This is a genomic window from Ruegeria sp. HKCCA5929 (assembly GCF_013034525.1).
Lineage (GTDB): Bacteria > Pseudomonadota > Alphaproteobacteria > Rhodobacterales > Rhodobacteraceae > Ruegeria.
In genome coordinates this window covers 66,773-86,363 of record NZ_WQGE01000011.1, presented here as the reverse complement: position 1 = coordinate 86,363, position 19,591 = coordinate 66,773, and the positions used below count along the sequence as shown (strand labels likewise).

The following is a 19,591-nucleotide window of genomic DNA, read 5'->3' as shown; positions in this document are numbered from 1 at the left end:
CAATTCTCGACACTATGCAAGCTGCCGTCCGGCATCAAATACGGTAGCCTTAGATTCGAGACGCATGTGCCATCGATGCCTGCCCCGGGGTTTTCCAGAAAGGCTTCACCAATATCGCGGGCGCATTGGCTGAAAACAAGTGCCCCGTGCCCTGTTTCTGGGAACAGGAACGACTGACTGTTGTGCAAAGTGTCTGCCGCTAGTCCACCCCAGGAAGATGCGGTCTGTGTGTCAATCTCACCAGACAGGACCAGTACCGCGATGTCGGAAAGCACGGGTTCAAGGTAGTTGTCTCGAGGTGCCGGTGTGAACTCGCTGCAATCTGCAAATAGGCTCGGAATTTCAGCTAGAGCCGCTGTCATCAATGGACCGTATCCCAACTCTGCTACTAAAGCGCCAAACCCCGCCGCCGAGTTGAAACCGTCTACAAAATCTTCCTGACATGCGTAAAGCAAGAGCTCGAACTCACCCTCCATAATAGTTTGCAAAGCTGCGTTATCTGTCGCGATCAAGCTGAAAACACGCTCGACATCTTCGGGGCTTAGTAAAGCGATCAATGAGGCCAACCGTCCTGCTGTCGCCTCATTGAAATGGGCGCGGACTAGGTCCAGCAACGCTCCAGCACGCGGCGTTTCAAACCGTAGGTTCAAATAGTCTTTCGCAAACATCAAGCGATCCGCCCGATCAGGCAACCCGGCCAAAGCATCTTCAAGAGCATCGTCAAAGAACTCTCCCAACGAAGCCGGTTCTAGATCTCGGTCGCGATCCGCTTCAAGCTGCTCCAAAGCCGAGGACGCAGTGTCGGAAGCAATTTCCATTTGCGACATGGCGTTGATTGCAGCTTGCGCCAGAGCCTTTTCATCGGCGCTCAGGTCCAACGCACCCGCCAACAACGTTTCTGCGGAGGGCTGGGGTGGAAGGTCACCGTTGATGATTTGTGTGATGAGGTCGACCGTTCCGTCCTCAAGCTCTCTGACCAGTGCGGGCGCGTAAGTGGTGAAGCCCCGGATCGTTGGGTCGGACCAATCGTTTCTGCCGGAAAAAATGCTGAAAAGCACTTGCCCGGATATCTCGATCCCCGCAGCCTCCAATGGACGTGCCTCTAAGTCTTCAAGGAGGTTAAAATACCGTTGCGTTATATCGGGATACGCCTCCGCACAGATAGGATCCGCTTCACACGGTGCGAACGTATTAAAAATGGCCTCGGTGTGTGGGACGAACAGAGTGTCGTAAAGCGCGATTTGGGGTGGAGCAACGCTGTCTAAAACGACTGCACGCACACCCTCTGGCGCAGAGCGCATGACTTCTAGCGCGAGCTTGGTGCCATATGAAACGCCATAAATATTGTACTCAGCGTAGCCAAGAGCCGACATTACAGCTCGCACATCTAAAGCATTTTGTGTCGTGTTGAACTGCGGAAGATCGAAGCCTCGTTCGGTCAATTCCGAAATGCAGTCGCGAACAAGTGCCGTCTCCAGCTGAGGTAGGTCAGCCCCGCCCAACTGATCGACGATTGGCTCCAGGTTTTTTGCCAGAGTCCCGAAGCAATCCATATCCGGGGCGCTTGCATCGACGCCGCGTTGATCGAACGCCACGACGTCCCTTCGCCCCCGCAAATGGTCAAAAAACAGACTGAGCGAGCGCACAGATTCAACTGAACCGCCGCCCGGTCCCCCGTGAAGGTAGACAACCGGGTCTGCCACGGGTGCCAGCGAATGAGCCTTGAAAACGATGAAGCTGAGGTCCAGGGTTTTGCTTTCAGCATCTCTGTGATCCTCAGGTACTGCAACGATACCGCAGACTACAGTTTCTCCGTCAATCTCATCGGGGACGACGGGGCGGGTGCATGGCGTGACTTCGACCGGGTAGCGCGTGTCGGCTCCACCCACGAATTGAGCTTCAAAACCCGTCCGATCAGAAGGTTCTCCAAGCAAAGCAGATAGGACTGCAAATATTTTTTCGGGAGTCACGGTCACACCACATAAGGCTGTTGATTTTTCTATAACCTTAGATCAGTGGACTGCATTTGCGAACCGATTGAAAGTTGTCCTTCCGTCTCTTCAAATCCAAACACTACGGATTGAGAGGTTTTGTCGGAGCATCTTTGCAAAGGGCATCACCCTGTAGAATCCGGAGATCGAAAACTAAACAACCAACGACAGCTTTGTCCGCATAGCAGTCCCTCGGACAGATCACAGCGAACGACAGCACCGAGCCCAGAGTGCTTGTTGGTGTTCGTCGCAGCATTGGTCACGACGGGCGGAAACCGGAAGTTTGCTGCATTTGCGCGATCTCAACTGCGAAGGTGAACAAGCCGACATTCGTTGGGAGCCAGAACTCAAAAATGCTGCAATCGATCTAAAGTCAGCAAGGAACCCGAAGTAAGGGATGCTGCACATTGCACTAATGCCGGCATTGCGCAGAAAACCGGCTTTCTAAAACCGACCAGATTCCCAACGTCGGCTGTGCCAAAAGAAAAAATTTGAGCGGAAACATGCACATTCTGCACTGCGTTAGTTAGGTTGTTTTGGATCGCAGCGTCCTTCTCGGCCGCAAATCAAATTATGGTCTATCACTGCCCGTTTGGATTTAGTCGCGTGTTCAGTTGAATGAACGGGCTGATTTGTGTTCAAGTGATGGTTAGGCGTGAATTTAGGGTTTCCGCTTTCTAAAGACTATTTTTGAATAGTGAGGTCGAGCCTTGGAGCGAAGGGTTTCAGCCATTTTAGCGGCCGACATGTTCGGCTTCAGTCGCCTTACGGAGGTTGATGAGACTGGGACCATTTCCAGGCAAAAACGATACAGGATAGATGTCGTAGAACCGCTCACCAAAAGCCACAATGGTAACTTTATCAAGTTCACTGGAGACGGGTGGCTAGCAGAGTTTCCTTCCGTTGTTGAAGCCGTTCAATGTGCTATCCAGATTCAAGAAGAATTGCGAGCACGAGAATCTGAAAAAGCGCCGGAACGGAAAATTCGCTATCGTATGGCGATAAACTTAGGTGATGTGATCTTCGATGAAGGTGATATTTATGGAGATGGCGTAAACATAGCTGCTCGCCTTGAGCCTCTAGCGGATCCTGGAGGCTTGATCATCTCAGGGACCGCCTACGATTTGTTAAAAAATCAAGTTGAGGTCTCCTATCGTTCGCTAGGTCAAAAGCGCTTAAAAAACATAGCTAAACCTGTTCGGGCTTACGCTGTTAACTTGGCCACCGACAGCAGAAACCGACAATATGCAAATTTCAGACTGTTAACGGTAAAAAACCTTTTTGCTGCGTCCTTCCTTGTTTTTCTGCTAGGCGTGTCAGTATTTGTATGGAACGAAAATTCTATTCCGAAGCCTTCCAACACAGACCTACTTTCACAAGTCGCTTCGAAAGCCCAGAAAGAACTAAAGAAATTAGGCTTCTATGATGGCATAGCTTCGGGCGAAATTGATCGCCGTACGCGGTCGGCGATTTTGAAGTTCCAAATGGAAAATGGACTCCCAAAGTCAGGTGTACTGACGCCACAAACCATTGAGCGTTTGGGTTTAAAGAACCCTCTGGATGGTAGCCTTTCACCGGCCGAGCTAGTTTCTGAAAAATTTGCGAAGCCTATAAAACCTGACCACTTAGCACTGGTGGGTTATTCCGAAAAATTAGTCGAGATCGCGAAAGTCTTTGAGTACTCCAAACTGACTTTCGAGGTCTTCGAAGAAAACCTTTATGTCGCGGTGCAAGTTCCGACGCTAACGTCTTGGAAAGAAATTGCCCAACTCGCTAGCGAGCTTGATGGCCACATAGTTTCAATTACCTCTCGTAACGAGAACCAGTTTGTATTTGAGATGATATCTAAGGATCCAGCCTTCTGGCATCTCGATGGGATCAAAACATCTTGGATTGGACCCGCGATAGGTTTTCACCAGAAAGTTGGTTATCGCGAACCTGATCAGGGGTGGGTTTGGCAGAGTGGTGAGGAAACGGACTATACAAACTGGTTGCCGAGCCAGCCAAACAACTGGAACAACGAAGAGCACATTGCGGTCTTTATGAACAGTACAGGGGCTATTGGCGAGGGATCCGCCCCCAAAGCTTCCGACAAGTGGGGCGACTACTGGGGGAATGCCAATGCTTTTGTTTTAGAGTTTGCGGACTTTCAAATGATGGAAGAACCCTTCAATTGACCGCCCGAGCGCTGTAGTGCGAGTTATTGCCTGCTTTACTGGGATCATTTCTCTGCTGTATCACAGATTTAGGTTTGCAGCCTGCCCGGGGGCCGGCGACGACCAAGCGCGACCAAGGCTACGAGCCCAGTCAGGACCAATGGCATACCTGCGGGAAGGGAAATTGAGGCGGGCTGGATAAAGCTGTCCCCAATTTTCAAAGTGATCATTTCGCCGTTCGTGATCGAATATTCATAGCGGCCTCCGTTGATAGTAGATGTTTATGACGACAGACGATTGGGCAACAACAGCGCTGAAGATGCGTGCGGTTGGGGCTAGGAGAAATCGAATTCCGCTGTGGCGCTCTAAGGTTCGTGGCGAGGATCAGATCTGCATTGAGATGCCGCCCGAACCCACTTTTGGACAGGCGCGGAAGAATACTTTAGAACCGGGTTTCAAGTGGTGAACGAAGATGTCCAGGGGGTTGGAAAGTATGGCGTACCAAACCGATGATCATTCGAAGCTCATGCCGGTGGTACTTTCAATTGTTTTTTTCTTCATCGCAACCTTCGGTTGGGCAAAGCAATCTTTCTCTCAGGCGCTCAATTCCATGGGCGAGCCTATACTGTATGGCGTCAAACACGTACCTCGGGGTTTGGATGTCTGTTTTGACTATCTCGCTCAGCCCTACAGAATTGTTGACGGTGATCGAGTTATCACAAAGCACGAAGGCATTGATTTCTGCGCGCCCAGCGGAACGCCGGTACTGGCTCCAATTTCGGGTCGAATTCAGTGGGTATTAAAGGACAATGAGCTTTTCGGCGGTGGTTTGATGATCGACCCTGGTGTCCGAGTACGTCTTCAGCAGGATAAGCGCGCCAAGTCCATTAGTCTAATGATCCTTCATATGGTACCTGAACGTGGGATTAGAGCAGGGACTAAGGTCAAAGCGGGACAAGTAATCGGGTCGGTTCAGGCTGCAAATAGGCCAGAAATCGGGCGAAGGCCGCACCTCCATATGGTGGTTAAGTACTGCGAGGACAGGTCATGTCATGTTGACCCAAACTTGTTTTGGAGAGATGGGGTCGGACGCGTTTCGTGCTTCAAAAAAAATCAACCTGCCGCGAGGGGACAAATTACAGCTCCAATGCCTTGCTAAAGGTTTGTTCCTTAGTTTCGGAGGATCGGGGTTATCGCAGGGCTTCGGCCGGTAGGTCCGCGATCTGTGAGTTCACGGTCCCTTAGATTTTGCGGTCGCAGCGAAAGTCCGTTCTGACGGGCCTCAGCGCAGCGAAGGCAAGCACCGGCCGATGACCGGCAAGAGCCGGAAGCACTAGTTGGACTGATCGTCGCGAAGGTCGGAAAAGTCCGCAAAGCAGATGCTGATGCCGAGTGCAGCGAATGACCGCTACGAGCCCGGAGCGGACCTTCGTCTCGCTGTTGGAAACGAAGGAGCAACGACGGACCACATACCTACTTACACAACCCGGCATCGAAGACGGCCATCATGGCGCCTCGCAGGCGATCCACGTCTTCGTCCACCGAAGCGGATTGATCGCATTTGAATGACGGCAATACCTCGACCCGGATCGTCCCGCTTTTGGGTAAGTGTTTGTCGCGCGGCATAAGTGCGTCGGATGCGTGAATTACAATGGGCCGTATTGTACGGCCGGTGGCGCGCGCGACTATTACAGCTCCTGCCTTGAACGTGCCGAGGCTTTTGGAGCTAGTGCGCGTACCTTCTGGGAAAAGCACAACAGAGCAGCGTGCGGGCATGGCGCGGACGGCAGCGGTGAGTGTTTCGAGCGCCACTGGGCCGCTTTTTCGGTCAATCTCCACCAGCCCTGCGCCTTTGAACCCGTGGCGTAGGAGAACCGCGTCGCAAAGTTCCTTTTTGGCGGCGAAGGTGATCCACTTGGCGCCGGGCACCACGTCCATCAGAGCGAAACCATCCAGATGGCTGCGGTGGTTGATCACGATGATGCTGTTGGTGTCGGCGGCCAGCGCGGCCCTGTCGGCTTGTGTCATCTCTGTTCGGATGCTCAGCAGCCACAGAAGCCGCGAACAGGCACGTTTGACTAGTGGCCAGTACCAGCCGCGAAAACCTCGCCGTTTACTGCAAAGCAGGGGCACAAAGGCGATGTACAGGAAGTAGACAGGACCCAGCAGGAACAAGGCGACGCGTTTTATGACCCGCAGTTGACCCGGATCTGTGACCGCAAGCGCGACCCTTTCCTTTGGAGGCTGGAGTGACATAGGTTCCTGTTGATTGTGCTGACTGCCGGGAGAGGTTCACGAGGGTTCTCCGTTTGGCATTTGTTGCCTGCCCCTTGGGCGCACGGCCCGACAAGCACCCTGCACCTTGCCTCTATGCGGCAATGGCCGGGGCACATCAACAGAAAGTCTTACTTTGGCGATTGGCATCATTAGCTGGATTGAGCCCATACCCGACCGACATCGTAAATCGAACTATTGTTGTGGCGAGTACCAAATCGGCGAAGTGTAGGCACGTTCCTGTGCTGTTAATTGGACACCGTCTGGCATGTCTATTCCGAACTTCACTGCATCATATGCAGTCCAGCGAGGGGTTGGAATTTCTATAACCCGGGCATAATAAAATGAGCTTTCTGAAGGATCGAAATCCGGGTCTTCCCACACGGCTCCCAGCTCAGAGGCTCCAATCGTGTTAGTCCACGAGGGGATAGAAAGGTCCACTGTGGTGCCTACTGACGGCAACTTACCAGCGGCATCTGGTTCGCGGGAACCAGACAAGGCCACGTCGTAGACTTTTTCCCGTTGCTCTCCATCTGCATCTATCCAGCCCTTTATGATCTGGATTCGATCCAGGTTTGCTCCCATCGGATCACGAAGCGCATATACCAAAAAAGAAGGTGCGCCTTCCCCTGGGCCAAGATCCCCACCCATAGGCACACCCTTAGTGTATCCCAAAAGCGCCAAGTCCCGCCGCAAGGCATCCTCTTCGGTAAAAGAATATCCTCCGAACATACGGACGCGCATTCGAGGTCCTGTAGTTGCGTAGGTTTCACGCCGATGCATCGCATCCCAAATGGCTTCGCGGGAATTCTCTTGCGCCCATACAGCTGTCAAACCACCAGTAATGTATTGGGACGAAAGCAGCGCAACAGTCCCGTCAGGATAGGTCTTGCTGACATGTTGGCTACGCTCTTCGCTGGGCTCATAACCGGTGAACTTCCCGAAGAAATTGTCGTTATCTGGAGCCGTCAAACCTGTGTGTGTGTCACTAGCACCACCCAGGCCAAACTTGAAAGGGTTTACTCCCAAGGCCTTTGCCAAAGATAGGCCTCGAAGTAACCCGGATCGAGCGTATTCACCGGGCAACATTGTTGGCGTTTTCGGAACCGAAGCATCCAGATTGCCGTAATCCCATGTTTCGAAGTCAGCAAATTCATCGTCAGGTGATAGGAACGGGTGGGCCTCGCCATCTCCCTTAATCTGAGTTGGTTCGTATAGTCTTTCCCATTTGTTACGCGCTTCTGCGTATGCTGGATCTAATGGCACCCCATCCGCGAAGTCATCGACTAACGGGAACATCCAGCCGTTAGACAAGTTCCCATTGTGTGGAATAGCAAGTACACGCCCGCCTGTCGTTTGCTCATAGTTTTCCAACCACTTCCAAAGATCACGAGGGTTGGGTGAGCCCACAGGTGGCGTCGTAGTATAGGGCAGTATCTGTCTTGTGAGCTCAGGGCCATCGCGAAAGATCACATTTCGGTGCAAATTGTTCCCTGCAACGAGAGATGTCCATTCATAGGCGATGAAGGTGCTGAACACGCCGGGGTCATTGTACTCCTCCGCGGCATCGATAATGTCGTCCCAAACGCGGGCATACGCGGGATTGCCCGGTTGGTAGTTCAGCGCAGGGGAAACCTGTCCTTGAGCAAAAGCCGCTGTAAGCTCGAGCGCTGCCGCTAGAGCGGCTTCTCCACCCTTATTGAATTCTTCATGGAAATATCTGCCTTGCTCATCTGCCAAGATGTTGGGAGCACCTCCGATGATGTCGGTGATCGCACCCATCGCATCCGAATGATCTGTAATCATGAAGAAGTCGAGAGGCATCGACAACTTTACAGGTTGCCCCGTGTTCGACACAACTTCTTCTCCGCGCGCAAACCGATAGGCATCGCGCGGCATGAGGCGCGTACCGCCTCCACCAGCATCCCCGGAAAGACCAGTATGAACGTGAGTGTCACCAAAATAGACTTGAGTTGGATATGCGCGCTCAGCGTAAGGTGAATAGGGTCGACCGGAAGGGCCGGAAAGGCCTGTCGGATTTATTGCATCCTGAGCTAAGACTGGGCTCCCCAGAATGAGAGCTGTTGGCAAAACATAGCGAAACAATTTTTCCTCCATAATTGAAGGCACCTTACCACAACTCTGCTCAGGAAGTTATTTCGACTGAGTTCGAAGGTTTGCTAAGCTCCTAAAGCGGTCGTCGGGGCGTACTGCAGCGAATGTCCGCTACGAGCCCAAAGCGGCCAATGCTGCAATATGGGCCAATGTCTGCTACGCAGGGCCTTGGAGGTACTTCGAAATGCTCAAGGGTGCGGTGTTATACGCAAAGGACTTAGAAAAACTGAAGGCTTTCTATCTTGCGATTGGCGGAAGGCTGACCGATGGTATCGACGGAGAATTTGCCGCCATTTCGAACGCCGATACCGAACTCGTCATTTTGCAAGCTCCTCAGAAGATCGCAGCGCAAATCCCGATAGAAGACCCGCCAGTGGTTCGTTCTGCCACGCCACTTAAGCCAATAGTCTGCATCACTTCGATTGCTGATGTTCTTGAGAAGCTTCCAAGGGTTGGAGGCAGGCCGGTCCTAGGCTCAAAGCAATGGAAATTCCGACAGTGTTTTGTGCAAGACATCGTTGATGCCGAGGGAAATGTCGTTCAGCTCTGGCAACCGGAATAGCATTAAGGGCTGCCTTTCAAGCAGGCTTGGCAGCCAGCAGCTTCATCTTTTGCGACGAACTCCGCGAGGGTTGCAGTGAAAGACTGCAATGAGCCCTTTTACCGGATGCTGCATGGTCAACAGGCATCTGCGTTCGACTCTTACGAGCCCTGCCGAGTCACTGCTGACGGAGCTTGCCTACTTCTGGTACGGCAAATTCCACCAAAACACGAACAGAGGTCTGCCACGCATCTGGATCATTGTAGTTCCCTGCGAAGGTCGAAACGACAAAGCCCGCGTTTTGTTGTATGGTGAGGCGCTGACCACCATTGCCGACAGCAATAAGAATTGCATCGCCGTTCGGGCCCTTAGTCAGATACCACAAGTACCCATAGTCAAATCCTGGCTGGATCGATGTGACTGCACGAAACGACGAATCCAACCAGGTTGCAGGTACGACTGCTCGACCATCGTAGACGCCGTTTTGGGCAATCAACACTCCAATTTTGGCAAGATCTCGAGCGGTCAATCTCAAGCCGGAAGCTGCAGATGGTACGCCGTCATTGCCACGCACCCACTCATAACCCTCAATACCAAGGGGCTCAAACAAACGGGTCTGGGCGAATAGGTCGATGTCTTGTCCAGTACCATCGGCAATCAACTTTGCTATCAATGCAACAGCACCACCGTTATATGTCCAAGTTGTTCCTGGCTCAGCCACCATTGGACGGTCTAATACAAAGCGATAGCGGTCTTCGGCCAGCTCCATTGCGATTTCGCTGTTGCGTGGATCGGTGTATGGCAGGCTTTCATCCCATTGTGTTCCCATCTGCATTGTGAGCGCATCCGCCACGGTGATGTCTTCTCGTCCTGACCCGTCGCGTAAATCTGCGTATTCTGGGAACTGGTCCAACAAAGACGCGTCGACAGGTGGCACAGCACCTTCTGACAACGCGATTCCATACAGCAAACCGACGACAGACTTCGTAACAGAGCGAAGATCGTGCAAGGTCTCCGGTCCATGATCGACGAGACCAATTGGCGTACCCCATCGCTCGTCTTCACCAGGGAAGTAGGCTTCGGCAATCCTGTCACCATCCAGCACTACAACCGCACCATGGAGGCCGACTATCTCATTTGCACCCACTGCAGCTTTAAGCCGTTCCTGCATGTCTTGAGCCCAACCCACTGAGGAACCGAAACACAATACTAAAGACAGCGCGAGGACAAATCCGAGCTTCTCTCGATGGGCCATAAGTTATCCTCTTTGGTTTTGTTCTTGCCGACAAACTATCTTGCACTTCGCTTTAGTGGAAGCGGACATTGGTTTCGACAGATTAGATGTCAGCAAAGTCACGCAAAGCGGAGGATCATGCCTGGTGCAGCGAATGTCAGCTTTGAGCCCAAAGCGGACGTTCTGCTTAAATACAGAAGAATGGTAACACTCCCGCCTCGACTACCGCCCCTGACATCTAGACTAAAAGAGTCTCTAGAGATTGAACCTCAGCCTGAAACCAAACACGAGAGGGTCATCTGTGTTGAAACCAGGGTTCTTGAGATACTGAACGTCAGCGGTTAGAGCCAGGTTGTCGGAAACATCCAGCCGGTAGAAGGCCTCTATCGTAGTTTGGCTTTTCAAACCGTCTAAAGCAGGTTCAGCCCAAGTCGTAGCTATACCGATTAGATCGTCAAAAAAGCCAGGACGCCCTTGCAGCATCATGCTCTTTGGCATTGCTGGTATTGGGTATTCTGGCTTGTGGATGCGGCGTCTATTGTTGGGTCGAACAACTGGCTTCAGCGTTGATCGCCGATTGTTAGGTCGAACTACCGGCTTTAGAGAGGTTCTTCTCCGACGAGAGCGACCTACCGCACGGCCTATGGAGCGACCTATAGAGCGGCTTGAGCCAGTGACCTTAATCAAAAGTCCGCCAAAAACAACGGCCAAGACAACTAGTTCCATTGTTCCCAAAACCCTTCCACGAAGCGGATGATGTATGTTGTTCAAATAGGGTGTTTTGGGGTCGAATTGCTTTCGATTCACGGCCAATAGTTTTTTAATTTCCGCCAAATTAATTATATACAGATCAATTACTTAGCTACTCTCGGAGGTTTTAATCCGAATTGAGGTTCGTACCGTGGTTCATCAACACCCAAGGTAATCAACCAAGTCATGGATACTGGCTTTGATGTTCGGTGCGCCCAGAGAAAAAAAACACCCGCTGAACTGAGGCGGGGTACCGGCTATTGATCCAACTAGCGAAACGACCCGTAACACTCATGCCCCATTTAGTCTGGGCAGTCCCATGGTCAGACTAAATCCCCGCGTTGCCTATCATCCCAGATTAAGGTGACGCGGGGAACTTTGATCCAGCCCATGATCCCTGTCGTAACTAAAGTACCCCAAACTGCAACCCGCGTTGTTCAACTGGTTTCCCTCCGAACAATGCGGGATTTTTGGGGATGAGGGGGTAACGAGTTTTCTGTCACCAGTGGCCGACCGGACCTTTTAATTCTGGTTCGGTCGGTAACGCATGATCTGGTGGCTGGACATTGTGCGCATTGAGCCATTCAAAGATGGCGGCCCAATCGTCTTGTAACGAAGGTTTGCTGCGATACTCGCGCAAACTTTCCAGCTTGCATTTTAGGTCGTGAGGAATCGTGTGAGGCCACTTTTTCATGACAAGATGTTCTGTTTTTGTTCCGAATCGTGTCAACCGGTCATCCGCTCCTACTACGGGCGTTTTGTCCGCAAACGAGTCCGCAATTAGTCCGCAAACGGTGCTGACACAACGAACAGAACGAACAGATTTAGTGTTCAGAACGGACAGAACGCACGAAATATGGTGTTCCGTGCGTTCTCCAAAACCGTAGGTCGCGGGTTCGAACCCTGCTGCCCCTGCCATTTTAATCCCAAGCGAGAACCTGACCGGGATGTGTATGCAGCCCACGCGAGTTCTGTGCGCGTGACATAGGCATAAACACCGTCGGCGGTCTTGGGAGAGTTTCAGAACTTTTCCGCAGAGTTTGAAGTCAATCCGATTTCTCGGGCTGAGACACGACCCCCAGTTTCTGAGCCCAAATTTGCCGATAATCCTGAAACAAATCAGTTCTTTTCATATGAAGTTCCGCCAACGCACACGCGGCCCACATTGCGATATCGTATTCCGCGTCGCTCTTCTTCAGTATGTGAGCGTGTAGTGCCGCAGCTTCTGGGGTCGAAGGTTTATGCATTGGCGTCAATGCTCCGCAATCAGTCAAAACCGTTTCGCAAAAGGACATGGCAAGCGAATTGGCCACCTCCGCGTAGTTCATTATGCAGCGGCCATGTGAACGCAAACAAAAACGGTGTTCATGTCCAGTTAACTTTGCGACAGCGCTTCAGCCCCAAAGAGAGGTTGGGCAACCGAGTGATCAGACCACCAGCGCCTGATCTCCGATATTGGTTTTCTGTCGCGTCGGCATCGTTTTTGCCGGATGACCGTCGATCGTCAGGGCGAGGTCCTGATAAAACCCGTTGCTGTCGAACCACCAGCGATGAGATTTCATCAACTTGCGCTGACCTTTGGGAACCTCTCGTAAATATTGATGGTCGCAAAAAACATCCCAATGACCTTTCGAGGTCAGCTTGGGCATCCCGACGCGACCCGCACGCTGACGCCCGCCATGAACAATCCCCCCGGCCAGGGCCAGAACCTGGTCTTTGCCGCTGTAATAGTTGGTGAACCGCTTGCTGCGCTTCTTCAGAACCAGATCACCCCAGGCGCCTTTTTCCAACCACTTTGCATCGACATCACCAGACGCGAACACGACCTGATCTGCTGACCAGATCTTGTTTCCCGGTCCGGCGGCATCCCCGAAGTCCGAGAATGCGCGCAGGACGACCAAAGCCCCCATGGAATGCGCGATGATGTGTACTTTAGGCCGAGGAGACATTCCCAGTAGCGGCAAAATCCCGTCCCCGACCAGATGTGGGGCCACAGCCTTGGCATCGTTACGGTCCGAGTCGTAGGCGTGAACCGATCCGTCGCTGGGCCAGTCAAATGCGACGACCGCCCCCTGATACCCGTCGGACCTGAGATTGCTTTCAATTTTCGCCAGCCGGTCCAGCATACTCTTCTGGCTTGTATTGAACCCGTGGACATAGATCAGGACGTCAGAGTCTCCGCCTTCCTGGCGGACCAGATCCAGCCATTTGGCTTTTTTGATGATGCTGCCTTTGCGAATTTTACCCCCAGGACTTTGTTGGGTGATGTGTACGTATCTGGTCTTTGCGGCAGGCTTTAAGGTGAATTTCTTCTTTTGTGCATTGTATGTACGGCGGGAAAAAAACAGGGCCATGCTTCAAACTCCATTCCAAGTAATCTGTGAAATGTGCCACGAAGTGACATTTTTTCAAAATTCCCTGTCTTTCCAAAAGAAGGGCAGTTGTCGCTGACAGTAAATCGCAACACGCATATCCCGCGATGCAGGCGGCCAATCCCTGTTTCCTCTGCCGACGGAATGCCCTAGTGTCCGCTGCAAATACACAAACACACGCACGAGGGCCCATGTCGCGTTTTGACGGATATTTCCTGCGGCAATTGCTGATATTGTTCGGCTTTTTTACCCTTGTGCTGGTGGGTGTGTTCTGGATCACCCGCTCTGTCAGCCTGTTCGACCGCGTCATCAGCGGGGGGCAATCGGCAATGGTCTTTCTCGAATTTACCGCACTGACGTTGCCAACTCTGATCCGTACGGTCATGCCCATGGCAGTGTTCGCCGCTGCCGTTTACGCCACCAACCGACTTAGCCGCGAAAGTGAATTGACGGTGATGCTGGCCACAGGCTCCAGCCCACGCAGGTTGGCGCGTGCTGTTATTCTATTTGGTGCGATTACCGGGCTGATGATGGCGGCCATCAGTGTTTTCCTGCGTCCTGCCTCGGTCGAGCAGTTGGAAATCCGGCAAGCCGAAGTCGCAGGGGATGTGACAGCCCAGCTGTTGAACGAAGGCGAGTTTCTGCACCCCGCTGAAGATGTCACGGTGTATATCGGGCGTATTGATCTGGATGGAACGCTGCATGAGGTATTCGTTTCGGACCGGCGCGATCAGGAAAACGCCGTCAGCTATTCCAGTGCCACAGCTTATCTGGTCAACAATGACACGGGCATTCACCTTGTTATGGTCGACGGTATAGCACTGCGCCTGACCAAAGAGGGGAGGCGGTTGTCTTCGACCCTGTTTCAGGATGCGTCTTATGACATATCGGAGTTGACCAACTCCAGCCCGATGGCCCAACGCAGTCTCGAAGCCATTCCAACGCTTGAACTGATCCAAGATCGTGCTGAGATTTCCGCCGCCGAAGGGTATAGCGAAGGCAAGCTGGTCGAAGAACTGCACCAGCGGTTTTCCTGGATTGCTATCTGTGTCGCCGTTGCCTTGGCTGGGTATTCAACACTGATGCTGGGCAGTTTTTCCCGGTTTGGGCTTTGGCCACAAATCCTAGGTGCGTTCACCATTCTGGTGCTGCTTGAAGGTGTTCGCGGTTTTGTTTCACCGGTCGTCATAGATGATCCCAAGCTTTGGATTTTGCTCTATCTGCCTGCCATAATGGGGGCGTTGATTTCGGGCGTCTTCCTGCTGATTGCGGGTCGTCCTATCCTGCGCAAGAAAGCGCGTTCAGACAAAGCGATGTCGACACCCGCTTAGGCACGCAGATCCGCCAGACAACTGCGAAGTTCGTCAAACTCGGGCTGGTCACTGCGCGTAACCAGATACATCGGTAATGGCAAGGCGACGCTTTTTTTGTCTAGTTCCAGTTCGCCTGAGATGAGGTGGTCCGAAATGACATAGTCAGGGAAATAACCGCATCCCCCACGCTTCAGGACATATCGCAGCGCCATCATGCAATTGCCCAGAAACAGCGTTTGCCCGGACGCTCGTCGTGCAGCGGATCTCACGTGATCCTGATAAACCTCGCCCAGCTCAAGGTTGACGAAAACCAGGTCATCTTCGGCGTCGTCTTTCTTCGGCGTTTGTACCAATGACAAAACCTCAGGCTCCAATTCGCACCAAGTGACACGCCGGTCCGTGGGTTTTTCATGGGTGACGGTTGCATCCAACACATGAGTTGCAACTGCTTCAACCATGTCGAGATCGTGATCGTAGTTCAGCGTCAACAACAGTTTGTCAAAACGCTGTTCAAAGCGCACCGCGAGGTCCACCAGCAATGGGTCCCAAATGCTGAGTTGCCCCCCCAAGCGCAGCGCCGGGCGGCTCTGGGCCTGCATCGGTAAATCGTGCGAAGCAAAGGCCCATAATGATAGCATCTGTTCCGCATAAGGTTTGAATTGCCGGCCGAATTCAGTCAGAGCCGTACCCCCGGCACCGCGTGTGAACAACGGCCTGCCGGTTTCTTCTTCGATCAGGCGAATGCGCGCGCTGACAGCTGTCTGAGTGACGTTCAACTTACGGGCCGCCGCGTGGAAACCACCGGTTTCGGCAACACAGAGAAATGTCTCAAGAGCTTTGGTTTGCATGTTGAAAGTATTTTTTCATCAAATCGATAAAATCAATTCATTTTTTTGAACAGCAAAGCTGCGGTATTTGTTAGGTCAGGAAACACGTCGGAGGATCAGCCATGCTGGACAAAAGCCACAAACCCACCTGGACCAGTTTTGAAGAAGCGACCAAGGCCGACTGGGACGCCGTTATGGAGTATGAAGAGGCCTATAATGCCGCTTTGCCTGACCGTATCCTCGACGCCATTCGGTCGTTGGATGAGGAATGGACACCCTATCCCGTGAACCGCTATCAACACAGCCTGCAGGCTGCGACGCGGGCGTATGAGGACGGAGCAGATGAAGAATTGGTGGTCGCGGCCCTGATCCATGACACCGGCGATATTCTGTCGCCCTACAACCATGGTGAGCTGTCAGCGGCGATGATGAAGCCCTATGTCAGCGAGCGGACCTACTGGATTCTCAAACATCACTGCGTGTTTCAGGGATATTACTACAACCATCACCTCGGCGGAGATCGCAACGCGCGCGATAAATACCGCGACAGCCCCTATTGGGAGGACTGCCGCTATTTCTGTCACGAATACGATCAGAAAGCGTTCGACTCGGGTTATCCGACCAAACCGCTAGAGTTTTTCGAGCCCATGCTGCGCCGTGTCCTGAACAAAGGCGCAGGGCATATGGAGTTGAACGAAACCTCTGAGGCTTAACAGGCGGCCATCAGCCGATAGACGATCTGCGCGGCGGTAAAGTCCCAGGCGGCATTGCCGTCCGGGGCTAGTTCGACCACGTCGAAGCCCACACATGTGCGGCCTTTCAAGGCGTGTTCGACCAAGCGCAAGGCTTGATAATACCCCAAACCTCCCGGCACGGGCGTTCCTGTTGCGGGCATCTGGGACGGGTCAAGGCCGTCAACGTCAAAGCTGACGTAAACCAGTTCGGGGAAATCCTCGGGCAGGTCGACGGCGTGGATGTTTCCGGTGACCAGTTCCTCGGCATCCACGTGGAAAACGTGGTTCTTCAGACGGCTCTTGGCCTCTTCGGTGGAAAAGGCACGGACGCCGAACTGAGCCAGCCGGACGCCTTCTTCGGCCAGCATATGCATGACCGAGGCGTGGGAGTGCCTTTCACCCTGATAGGCGTTGCGCAGGTCGGCGTGGGCGTCGATCTGGACGATTCCGATTGGCTGGCCCAAAGCGCGCGCTACACCCATGACTGAGCCGTAGCTGAGCGAATGCTCTCCGCCCAAGGTCACAGGCACTTTGCCCGCACGAACAGCAGCTTCGGTGCGCTGGGCGAGGCGTTCCATGACATCTGGCAGGGGGCCGTCGCAGTTCAGTGGTTCTTCGGTGAAGATGCCCTCGACACAAGGTTCGGCATGGCCAGTGATACGTTCCAACTCGTTGCTGGCCTCGATGATCGCTTCGGGGCCTTTGGCAGTACCCGAGCCGTAGGACACAGTGCGTTCCAGCGGCACCGGAATTATGCGAAATCGGGCATCCTCGTTGCGCTCGGCTTCGGTCAGTTCACTATCGAGGAAAATTCTCATGAGAGGCGGTCCTTAAAGTCGTCATAGCCGAACTGCTTGATGATTTTCAGTTCGTCCGTTTCGCTGTTCCAAAGGGCGATGGTGGGCAGGGGAACACCGTTGAAAGTATTGGTCTTGACCATGGAATAATGGGCCTGATCGAGAAAAGCGAACCGCTGGCCGATTTCCAGCGGTTTGTCCCATGTGTAGTCCCCGATCACGTCACCGGCCAGACAAGACGGGCCACCCAGCCGGTAGGTATGACCTGCCTCGGCCTCGTCCATCAAGGCGGGGCGATAAGGGGCTTCGATCACATCGGGCATGTGGCAGGTGGCCGAGATATCGGTGATCGCAAGGTTCATGCCGTTTGTCGGAAGGTCGAGGATTTCTCCGACCAGAATACCGGCATCCAGCGCGACGGCTTCACCGGGTTCGAGATAGACATCTACATCGTAGGTCTTGCGAATGTCCTTGATGAATTTCACCAGACCCACGCGGTCATAGTCGTCACGCGTGATGTGATGACCGCCACCGAAGTTGAGCCATTTGAGCTGACCCAGAAAGGGTTTGAGTTTAGGTTCAACGGCCTCCCACGTGCGTTGCAGTGGCTCAAATCCCTGTTCGCAGAGGGTGTGCATGTGCAGCCCGTCCACACCGGTCATGGTTTCGGCGGTTAGTTGGCTGACCGGTGTGCCAAGACGTGAACATGGGGCGCAGGGATCGTATTTTGGAATCTCGCCTTCGGAGTGTTCCGGGTTGATCCGCAGACCGACTTGAACGCCCGCAGCCTGCGCCTTGGAGAGGAACCGATCTTTCTGAGCCGGAGAGTTGAAGATGATGTGGTCGGACAGTGACAGGATTTCGTCGATATCGCTGTCCTTGTACCCGGCGCAGAAGGTTGCGACCTCGCCACCGTATTCTTCGCGGCCCAGACGGGCCTCATAGATGCCGGACGCGCAGGTGCCGCCGAGGTGCTGGCGCACCAGTGGGGCCAGCGAGAACATCGAAAACGCTTTGAGCGCGCTAAGGACATGCGCGCCGGATTGCTTGCCAATGTCGGAGAGGATGGTCAGGTTGCGCTCGACGGCTTTTTCGTCGACCACAAAGCAGGGCGTGGGGACGCGGGTGAGGTCGAATTTGCGGAACGCGCCGGCGTCTCCGGCTTGTGTGGTCATCATGTCGGACATAACCGGCGTCTCCGTGTGATGGAGAGGCCGGGGGCGCTGCCCCCGGACCCCCGGAGTATTTAGGAAAAGATGAAGTTAAAACTCGACCGGGCCGTCGAGTTCGTGGACCTGCCATGGCAGACCGTGGGTGTTCAGCATGTCCATGAAATCATCCGGGTCCAGCTGCTCCATGTTCCAAACACCCGGCTCGGTCCAGTTGCCTTTCAGCACCTGCGCTGCGCCGATCATCGCAGGTACACCGGTGGTGTAGCTGACAGCTTGGGAGCCGACTTCGGCATAGCATTCCTCGTGGTCGCAGATGTTGTAGATGTAGTAGGTCTTTTCACCCGAGCCATCCTTGGCTTGGCCCGTGGCGATGTCGCCAATGCAGGCTTTGCCTTTGGTCTCGGCACCCAGATCGCCGGGATCGGGCAGCAGGGTTTTCAGGAACTGGATCGGGATGATTTCCTTGCCGTCATGCATCACCGGGTCGATGCGGGTCATGCCGACGTTTTCCAGCACTTTTGCGTGGGTAATGTAGGCGTCGCCAAAGGTCATCCAGAAGCGGGCGCGCTCGATCTCGGGGAAGTGGGTGCTGAGCGACTCCAGTTCCTCGTGATACATCAGGTACATGTTTTTGGGGCCGATGGCGGGGAAGTCAAACTCGACCTTGTGAGTCATGGCGGGGGAGTGTTTCCACTCGCCACCTTCCCAGTGGCGGACTTCGGCCAGCACTTCGCGCAGGTTGATCTCGGGGTTGAAGTTGGTGGCAAATTCCTGATCGTTCGATCCGCCATTGGCATCCAGCACGTCGATCTGGCGGATTGTGTCCAGTTTGTGTTTCTTGAGCCATTTGGCAAACACGCTGGTCACGCCCGGATCGAAGCCTGAACCGAGGATGGCGGTCAGGCCAGCCGCTTTGAAGCGTTCCTGATAGGCCCATTGCCAGTGGTATTCGAACTTGGCCTCATCCTCGGGCTCGTAGTTCGCGGTGTCGAGGTAGTGGATACCTGCCTCAAGACACGCGTCCATCAGCACCAGATCCTGATAGGGCAGGGCGAGGTTCACGAGGATTTCCGCGCCGGTGTCCTTGATTAATTTGACCGTGTCTTCAACCTTATAGGCGTCCAGTTCAGCGGTTGCGATATCAACGCCCACACGCTCTTTCACTGCTTTGGCGATGGCGTCGCATTTCGATTTCGTGCGGCTTGCCAAAGTGATTTCGGTAAAGATGTCCGAATTCATCGCCATCTTGTGCACTGCTGCGTGGGATACGCCGCCTGCGCCAACAACCAGTGTTTTGCCACTAAGTGAACCCATG

Annotated in this window: 16 protein-coding genes; 5 read left to right on the top strand and 11 right to left on the bottom strand. The window is 53.6% G+C overall.

All coding sequences use genetic code 11. The annotated features are described in order from the left end of the window. A partial coding sequence (locus tag GOV90_RS19985; protein WP_171091431.1) for an alpha/beta fold hydrolase occupies positions 1–1,889 on the bottom strand: 1,889 nt, incomplete at its 3' end. 812 nt (positions 1,890–2,701) lie between these two features. Between GOV90_RS19985 and GOV90_RS19980 the strand changes: the two genes are divergently transcribed. Further along, positions 2,702–4,168 carry a peptidoglycan-binding protein gene (locus GOV90_RS19980; RefSeq protein WP_256367951.1) on the top strand — a complete coding sequence of 489 codons (1,467 nt, stop codon included), beginning with the start codon at positions 2,702–2,704 and terminating at the stop codon, positions 4,166–4,168. Between the two features lie 472 nt (positions 4,169–4,640). Further along, positions 4,641–5,306, top strand: coding sequence for a M23 family metallopeptidase (locus GOV90_RS19975; RefSeq protein ID WP_171091424.1), 666 nt, complete (start codon positions 4,641–4,643; stop codon positions 5,304–5,306). Positions 5,307–5,620: 314 nt separating this feature from the next. Here GOV90_RS19975 and GOV90_RS19970 read toward each other — a convergent pair whose 3' ends face one another. Together GOV90_RS19970 and GOV90_RS19965 are read right to left on the bottom strand one after the other, a co-directional pair. After that, complete coding sequence (locus GOV90_RS19970; RefSeq protein ID WP_171091423.1) at positions 5,621–6,403, bottom strand: lysophospholipid acyltransferase family protein; 783 nt, start codon at positions 6,401–6,403, stop codon at positions 5,621–5,623. Positions 6,404–6,616: 213 nt separating this feature from the next. Beyond that, entirely contained in the window at positions 6,617–8,539 is a 1,923-nt protein-coding gene (locus GOV90_RS19965) for a DUF3604 domain-containing protein (protein ID WP_171091421.1), read from the bottom strand. 181 nt (positions 8,540–8,720) lie between these two features. On the opposite strand from GOV90_RS19965, the gene GOV90_RS19960 reads away from it, so the two are divergent. Further along, positions 8,721–9,098, top strand: coding sequence for a hypothetical protein (locus GOV90_RS19960; RefSeq protein WP_171091420.1), 378 nt, complete (start codon positions 8,721–8,723; stop codon positions 9,096–9,098). Between the two features lie 157 nt (positions 9,099–9,255). On the opposite strand, the gene GOV90_RS19955 is transcribed toward GOV90_RS19960, so the two are convergent. The 4 genes from GOV90_RS19955 to GOV90_RS19940 all read right to left on the bottom strand — a co-directional run bounded on the left by GOV90_RS19955 (position 9,256) and on the right by GOV90_RS19940 (position 13,415). Beyond that, on the bottom strand, positions 9,256–10,332 hold the full coding sequence (locus GOV90_RS19955) for a serine hydrolase (protein WP_171091419.1): 1,077 nt from the start codon (positions 10,330–10,332) through the stop codon (positions 9,256–9,258). 234 nt (positions 10,333–10,566) lie between these two features. Next, positions 10,567–10,794, bottom strand: a complete 228-nt coding sequence (locus GOV90_RS21430) for a carbohydrate porin (RefSeq protein ID WP_371732489.1) — start codon at positions 10,792–10,794, stop codon at positions 10,567–10,569. 766 nt (positions 10,795–11,560) lie between these two features. Beyond that, positions 11,561–11,980: a hypothetical protein gene (locus tag GOV90_RS19945; protein WP_171105575.1), complete on the bottom strand. Its 420-nt coding sequence runs from the start codon at positions 11,978–11,980 to the stop codon at positions 11,561–11,563. Between the two features lie 508 nt (positions 11,981–12,488). Then, positions 12,489–13,415, bottom strand: coding sequence for an alpha/beta hydrolase (locus GOV90_RS19940; protein WP_171091416.1), 927 nt, complete (start codon positions 13,413–13,415; stop codon positions 12,489–12,491). Positions 13,416–13,624: 209 nt separating this feature from the next. On the opposite strand from GOV90_RS19940, the gene lptF reads away from it, so the two are divergent. Next, complete coding sequence (lptF, locus tag GOV90_RS19935) at positions 13,625–14,764, top strand: LPS export ABC transporter permease LptF (protein ID WP_171091414.1); 1,140 nt, start codon at positions 13,625–13,627, stop codon at positions 14,762–14,764. On the opposite strand, the gene GOV90_RS19930 is transcribed toward lptF, so the two are convergent. Beyond that, positions 14,761–15,594, bottom strand: coding sequence for a LysR family transcriptional regulator (locus GOV90_RS19930; protein WP_171091412.1), 834 nt, complete (start codon positions 15,592–15,594; stop codon positions 14,761–14,763). The genes lptF and GOV90_RS19930 overlap by 4 nt on opposite strands. Before the next feature lie 101 nt (positions 15,595–15,695). Between GOV90_RS19930 and GOV90_RS19925 the strand changes: the two genes are divergently transcribed. Then, the gene (locus GOV90_RS19925) at positions 15,696–16,286 is read left to right on the top strand and encodes an HD domain-containing protein (RefSeq protein ID WP_171091410.1); all 591 of its coding nucleotides are present in this window, start codon (positions 15,696–15,698) and stop codon (positions 16,284–16,286) included. Here GOV90_RS19925 and speB read toward each other — a convergent pair. From speB to GOV90_RS19910, 3 genes are all read right to left on the bottom strand, one after another. Next, a complete protein-coding gene (speB, locus tag GOV90_RS19920) occupies positions 16,283–17,125 on the bottom strand; it encodes an agmatinase (RefSeq protein ID WP_171091408.1) in 843 nt (280 codons plus the stop codon). The genes GOV90_RS19925 and speB overlap by 4 nt on opposite strands. Further along, positions 17,122–18,291: a carboxynorspermidine decarboxylase gene (gene nspC / locus GOV90_RS19915; RefSeq protein WP_171091405.1), complete on the bottom strand. Its 1,170-nt coding sequence runs from the start codon at positions 18,289–18,291 to the stop codon at positions 17,122–17,124. The genes speB and nspC overlap by 4 nt, the downstream gene beginning before the upstream one ends. A 75-nt stretch (positions 18,292–18,366) precedes the next feature. Beyond that, positions 18,367–19,590, bottom strand: a complete 1,224-nt coding sequence (locus GOV90_RS19910) for a saccharopine dehydrogenase family protein (RefSeq protein ID WP_171091403.1) — start codon at positions 19,588–19,590, stop codon at positions 18,367–18,369. Position 19,591: the final 1 nt, after the last annotated feature.

Coding starts and splice junctions, on each gene's coding strand:
- GOV90_RS19975 (WP_171091424.1), top strand. CDS start 4,641: ATGGCGTACCAAACCGATGATCATTCGAAGCTCATGCCGGTGGTACTT.
- GOV90_RS19970 (WP_171091423.1), bottom strand. CDS start 6,403: ATGTCACTCCAGCCTCCAAAGGAAAGGGTCGCGCTTGCGGTCACAGAT.
- GOV90_RS19965 (WP_171091421.1), bottom strand. CDS start 8,539: ATGGAGGAAAAATTGTTTCGCTATGTTTTGCCAACAGCTCTCATTCTG.
- GOV90_RS19960 (WP_171091420.1), top strand. CDS start 8,721: ATGCTCAAGGGTGCGGTGTTATACGCAAAGGACTTAGAAAAACTGAAG.
- GOV90_RS19955 (WP_171091419.1), bottom strand. CDS start 10,332: ATGGCCCATCGAGAGAAGCTCGGATTTGTCCTCGCGCTGTCTTTAGTA.
- GOV90_RS21430 (WP_371732489.1), bottom strand. CDS start 10,794: ATGCTGCAAGGGCGTCCTGGCTTTTTTGACGATCTAATCGGTATAGCT.
- GOV90_RS19945 (WP_171105575.1), bottom strand. CDS start 11,980: ATGGCAGGGGCAGCAGGGTTCGAACCCGCGACCTACGGTTTTGGAGAA.
- GOV90_RS19940 (WP_171091416.1), bottom strand. CDS start 13,415: ATGGCCCTGTTTTTTTCCCGCCGTACATACAATGCACAAAAGAAGAAA.
- lptF (WP_171091414.1), top strand. CDS start 13,625: ATGTCGCGTTTTGACGGATATTTCCTGCGGCAATTGCTGATATTGTTC.
- GOV90_RS19930 (WP_171091412.1), bottom strand. CDS start 15,594: ATGCAAACCAAAGCTCTTGAGACATTTCTCTGTGTTGCCGAAACCGGT.
- GOV90_RS19925 (WP_171091410.1), top strand. CDS start 15,696: ATGCTGGACAAAAGCCACAAACCCACCTGGACCAGTTTTGAAGAAGCG.
- speB (WP_171091408.1), bottom strand. CDS start 17,125: ATGAGAATTTTCCTCGATAGTGAACTGACCGAAGCCGAGCGCAACGAG.
- nspC (WP_171091405.1), bottom strand. CDS start 18,291: ATGTCCGACATGATGACCACACAAGCCGGAGACGCCGGCGCGTTCCGC.
- GOV90_RS19910 (WP_171091403.1), bottom strand. CDS start 19,590: ATGGGTTCACTTAGTGGCAAAACACTGGTTGTTGGCGCAGGCGGCGTA.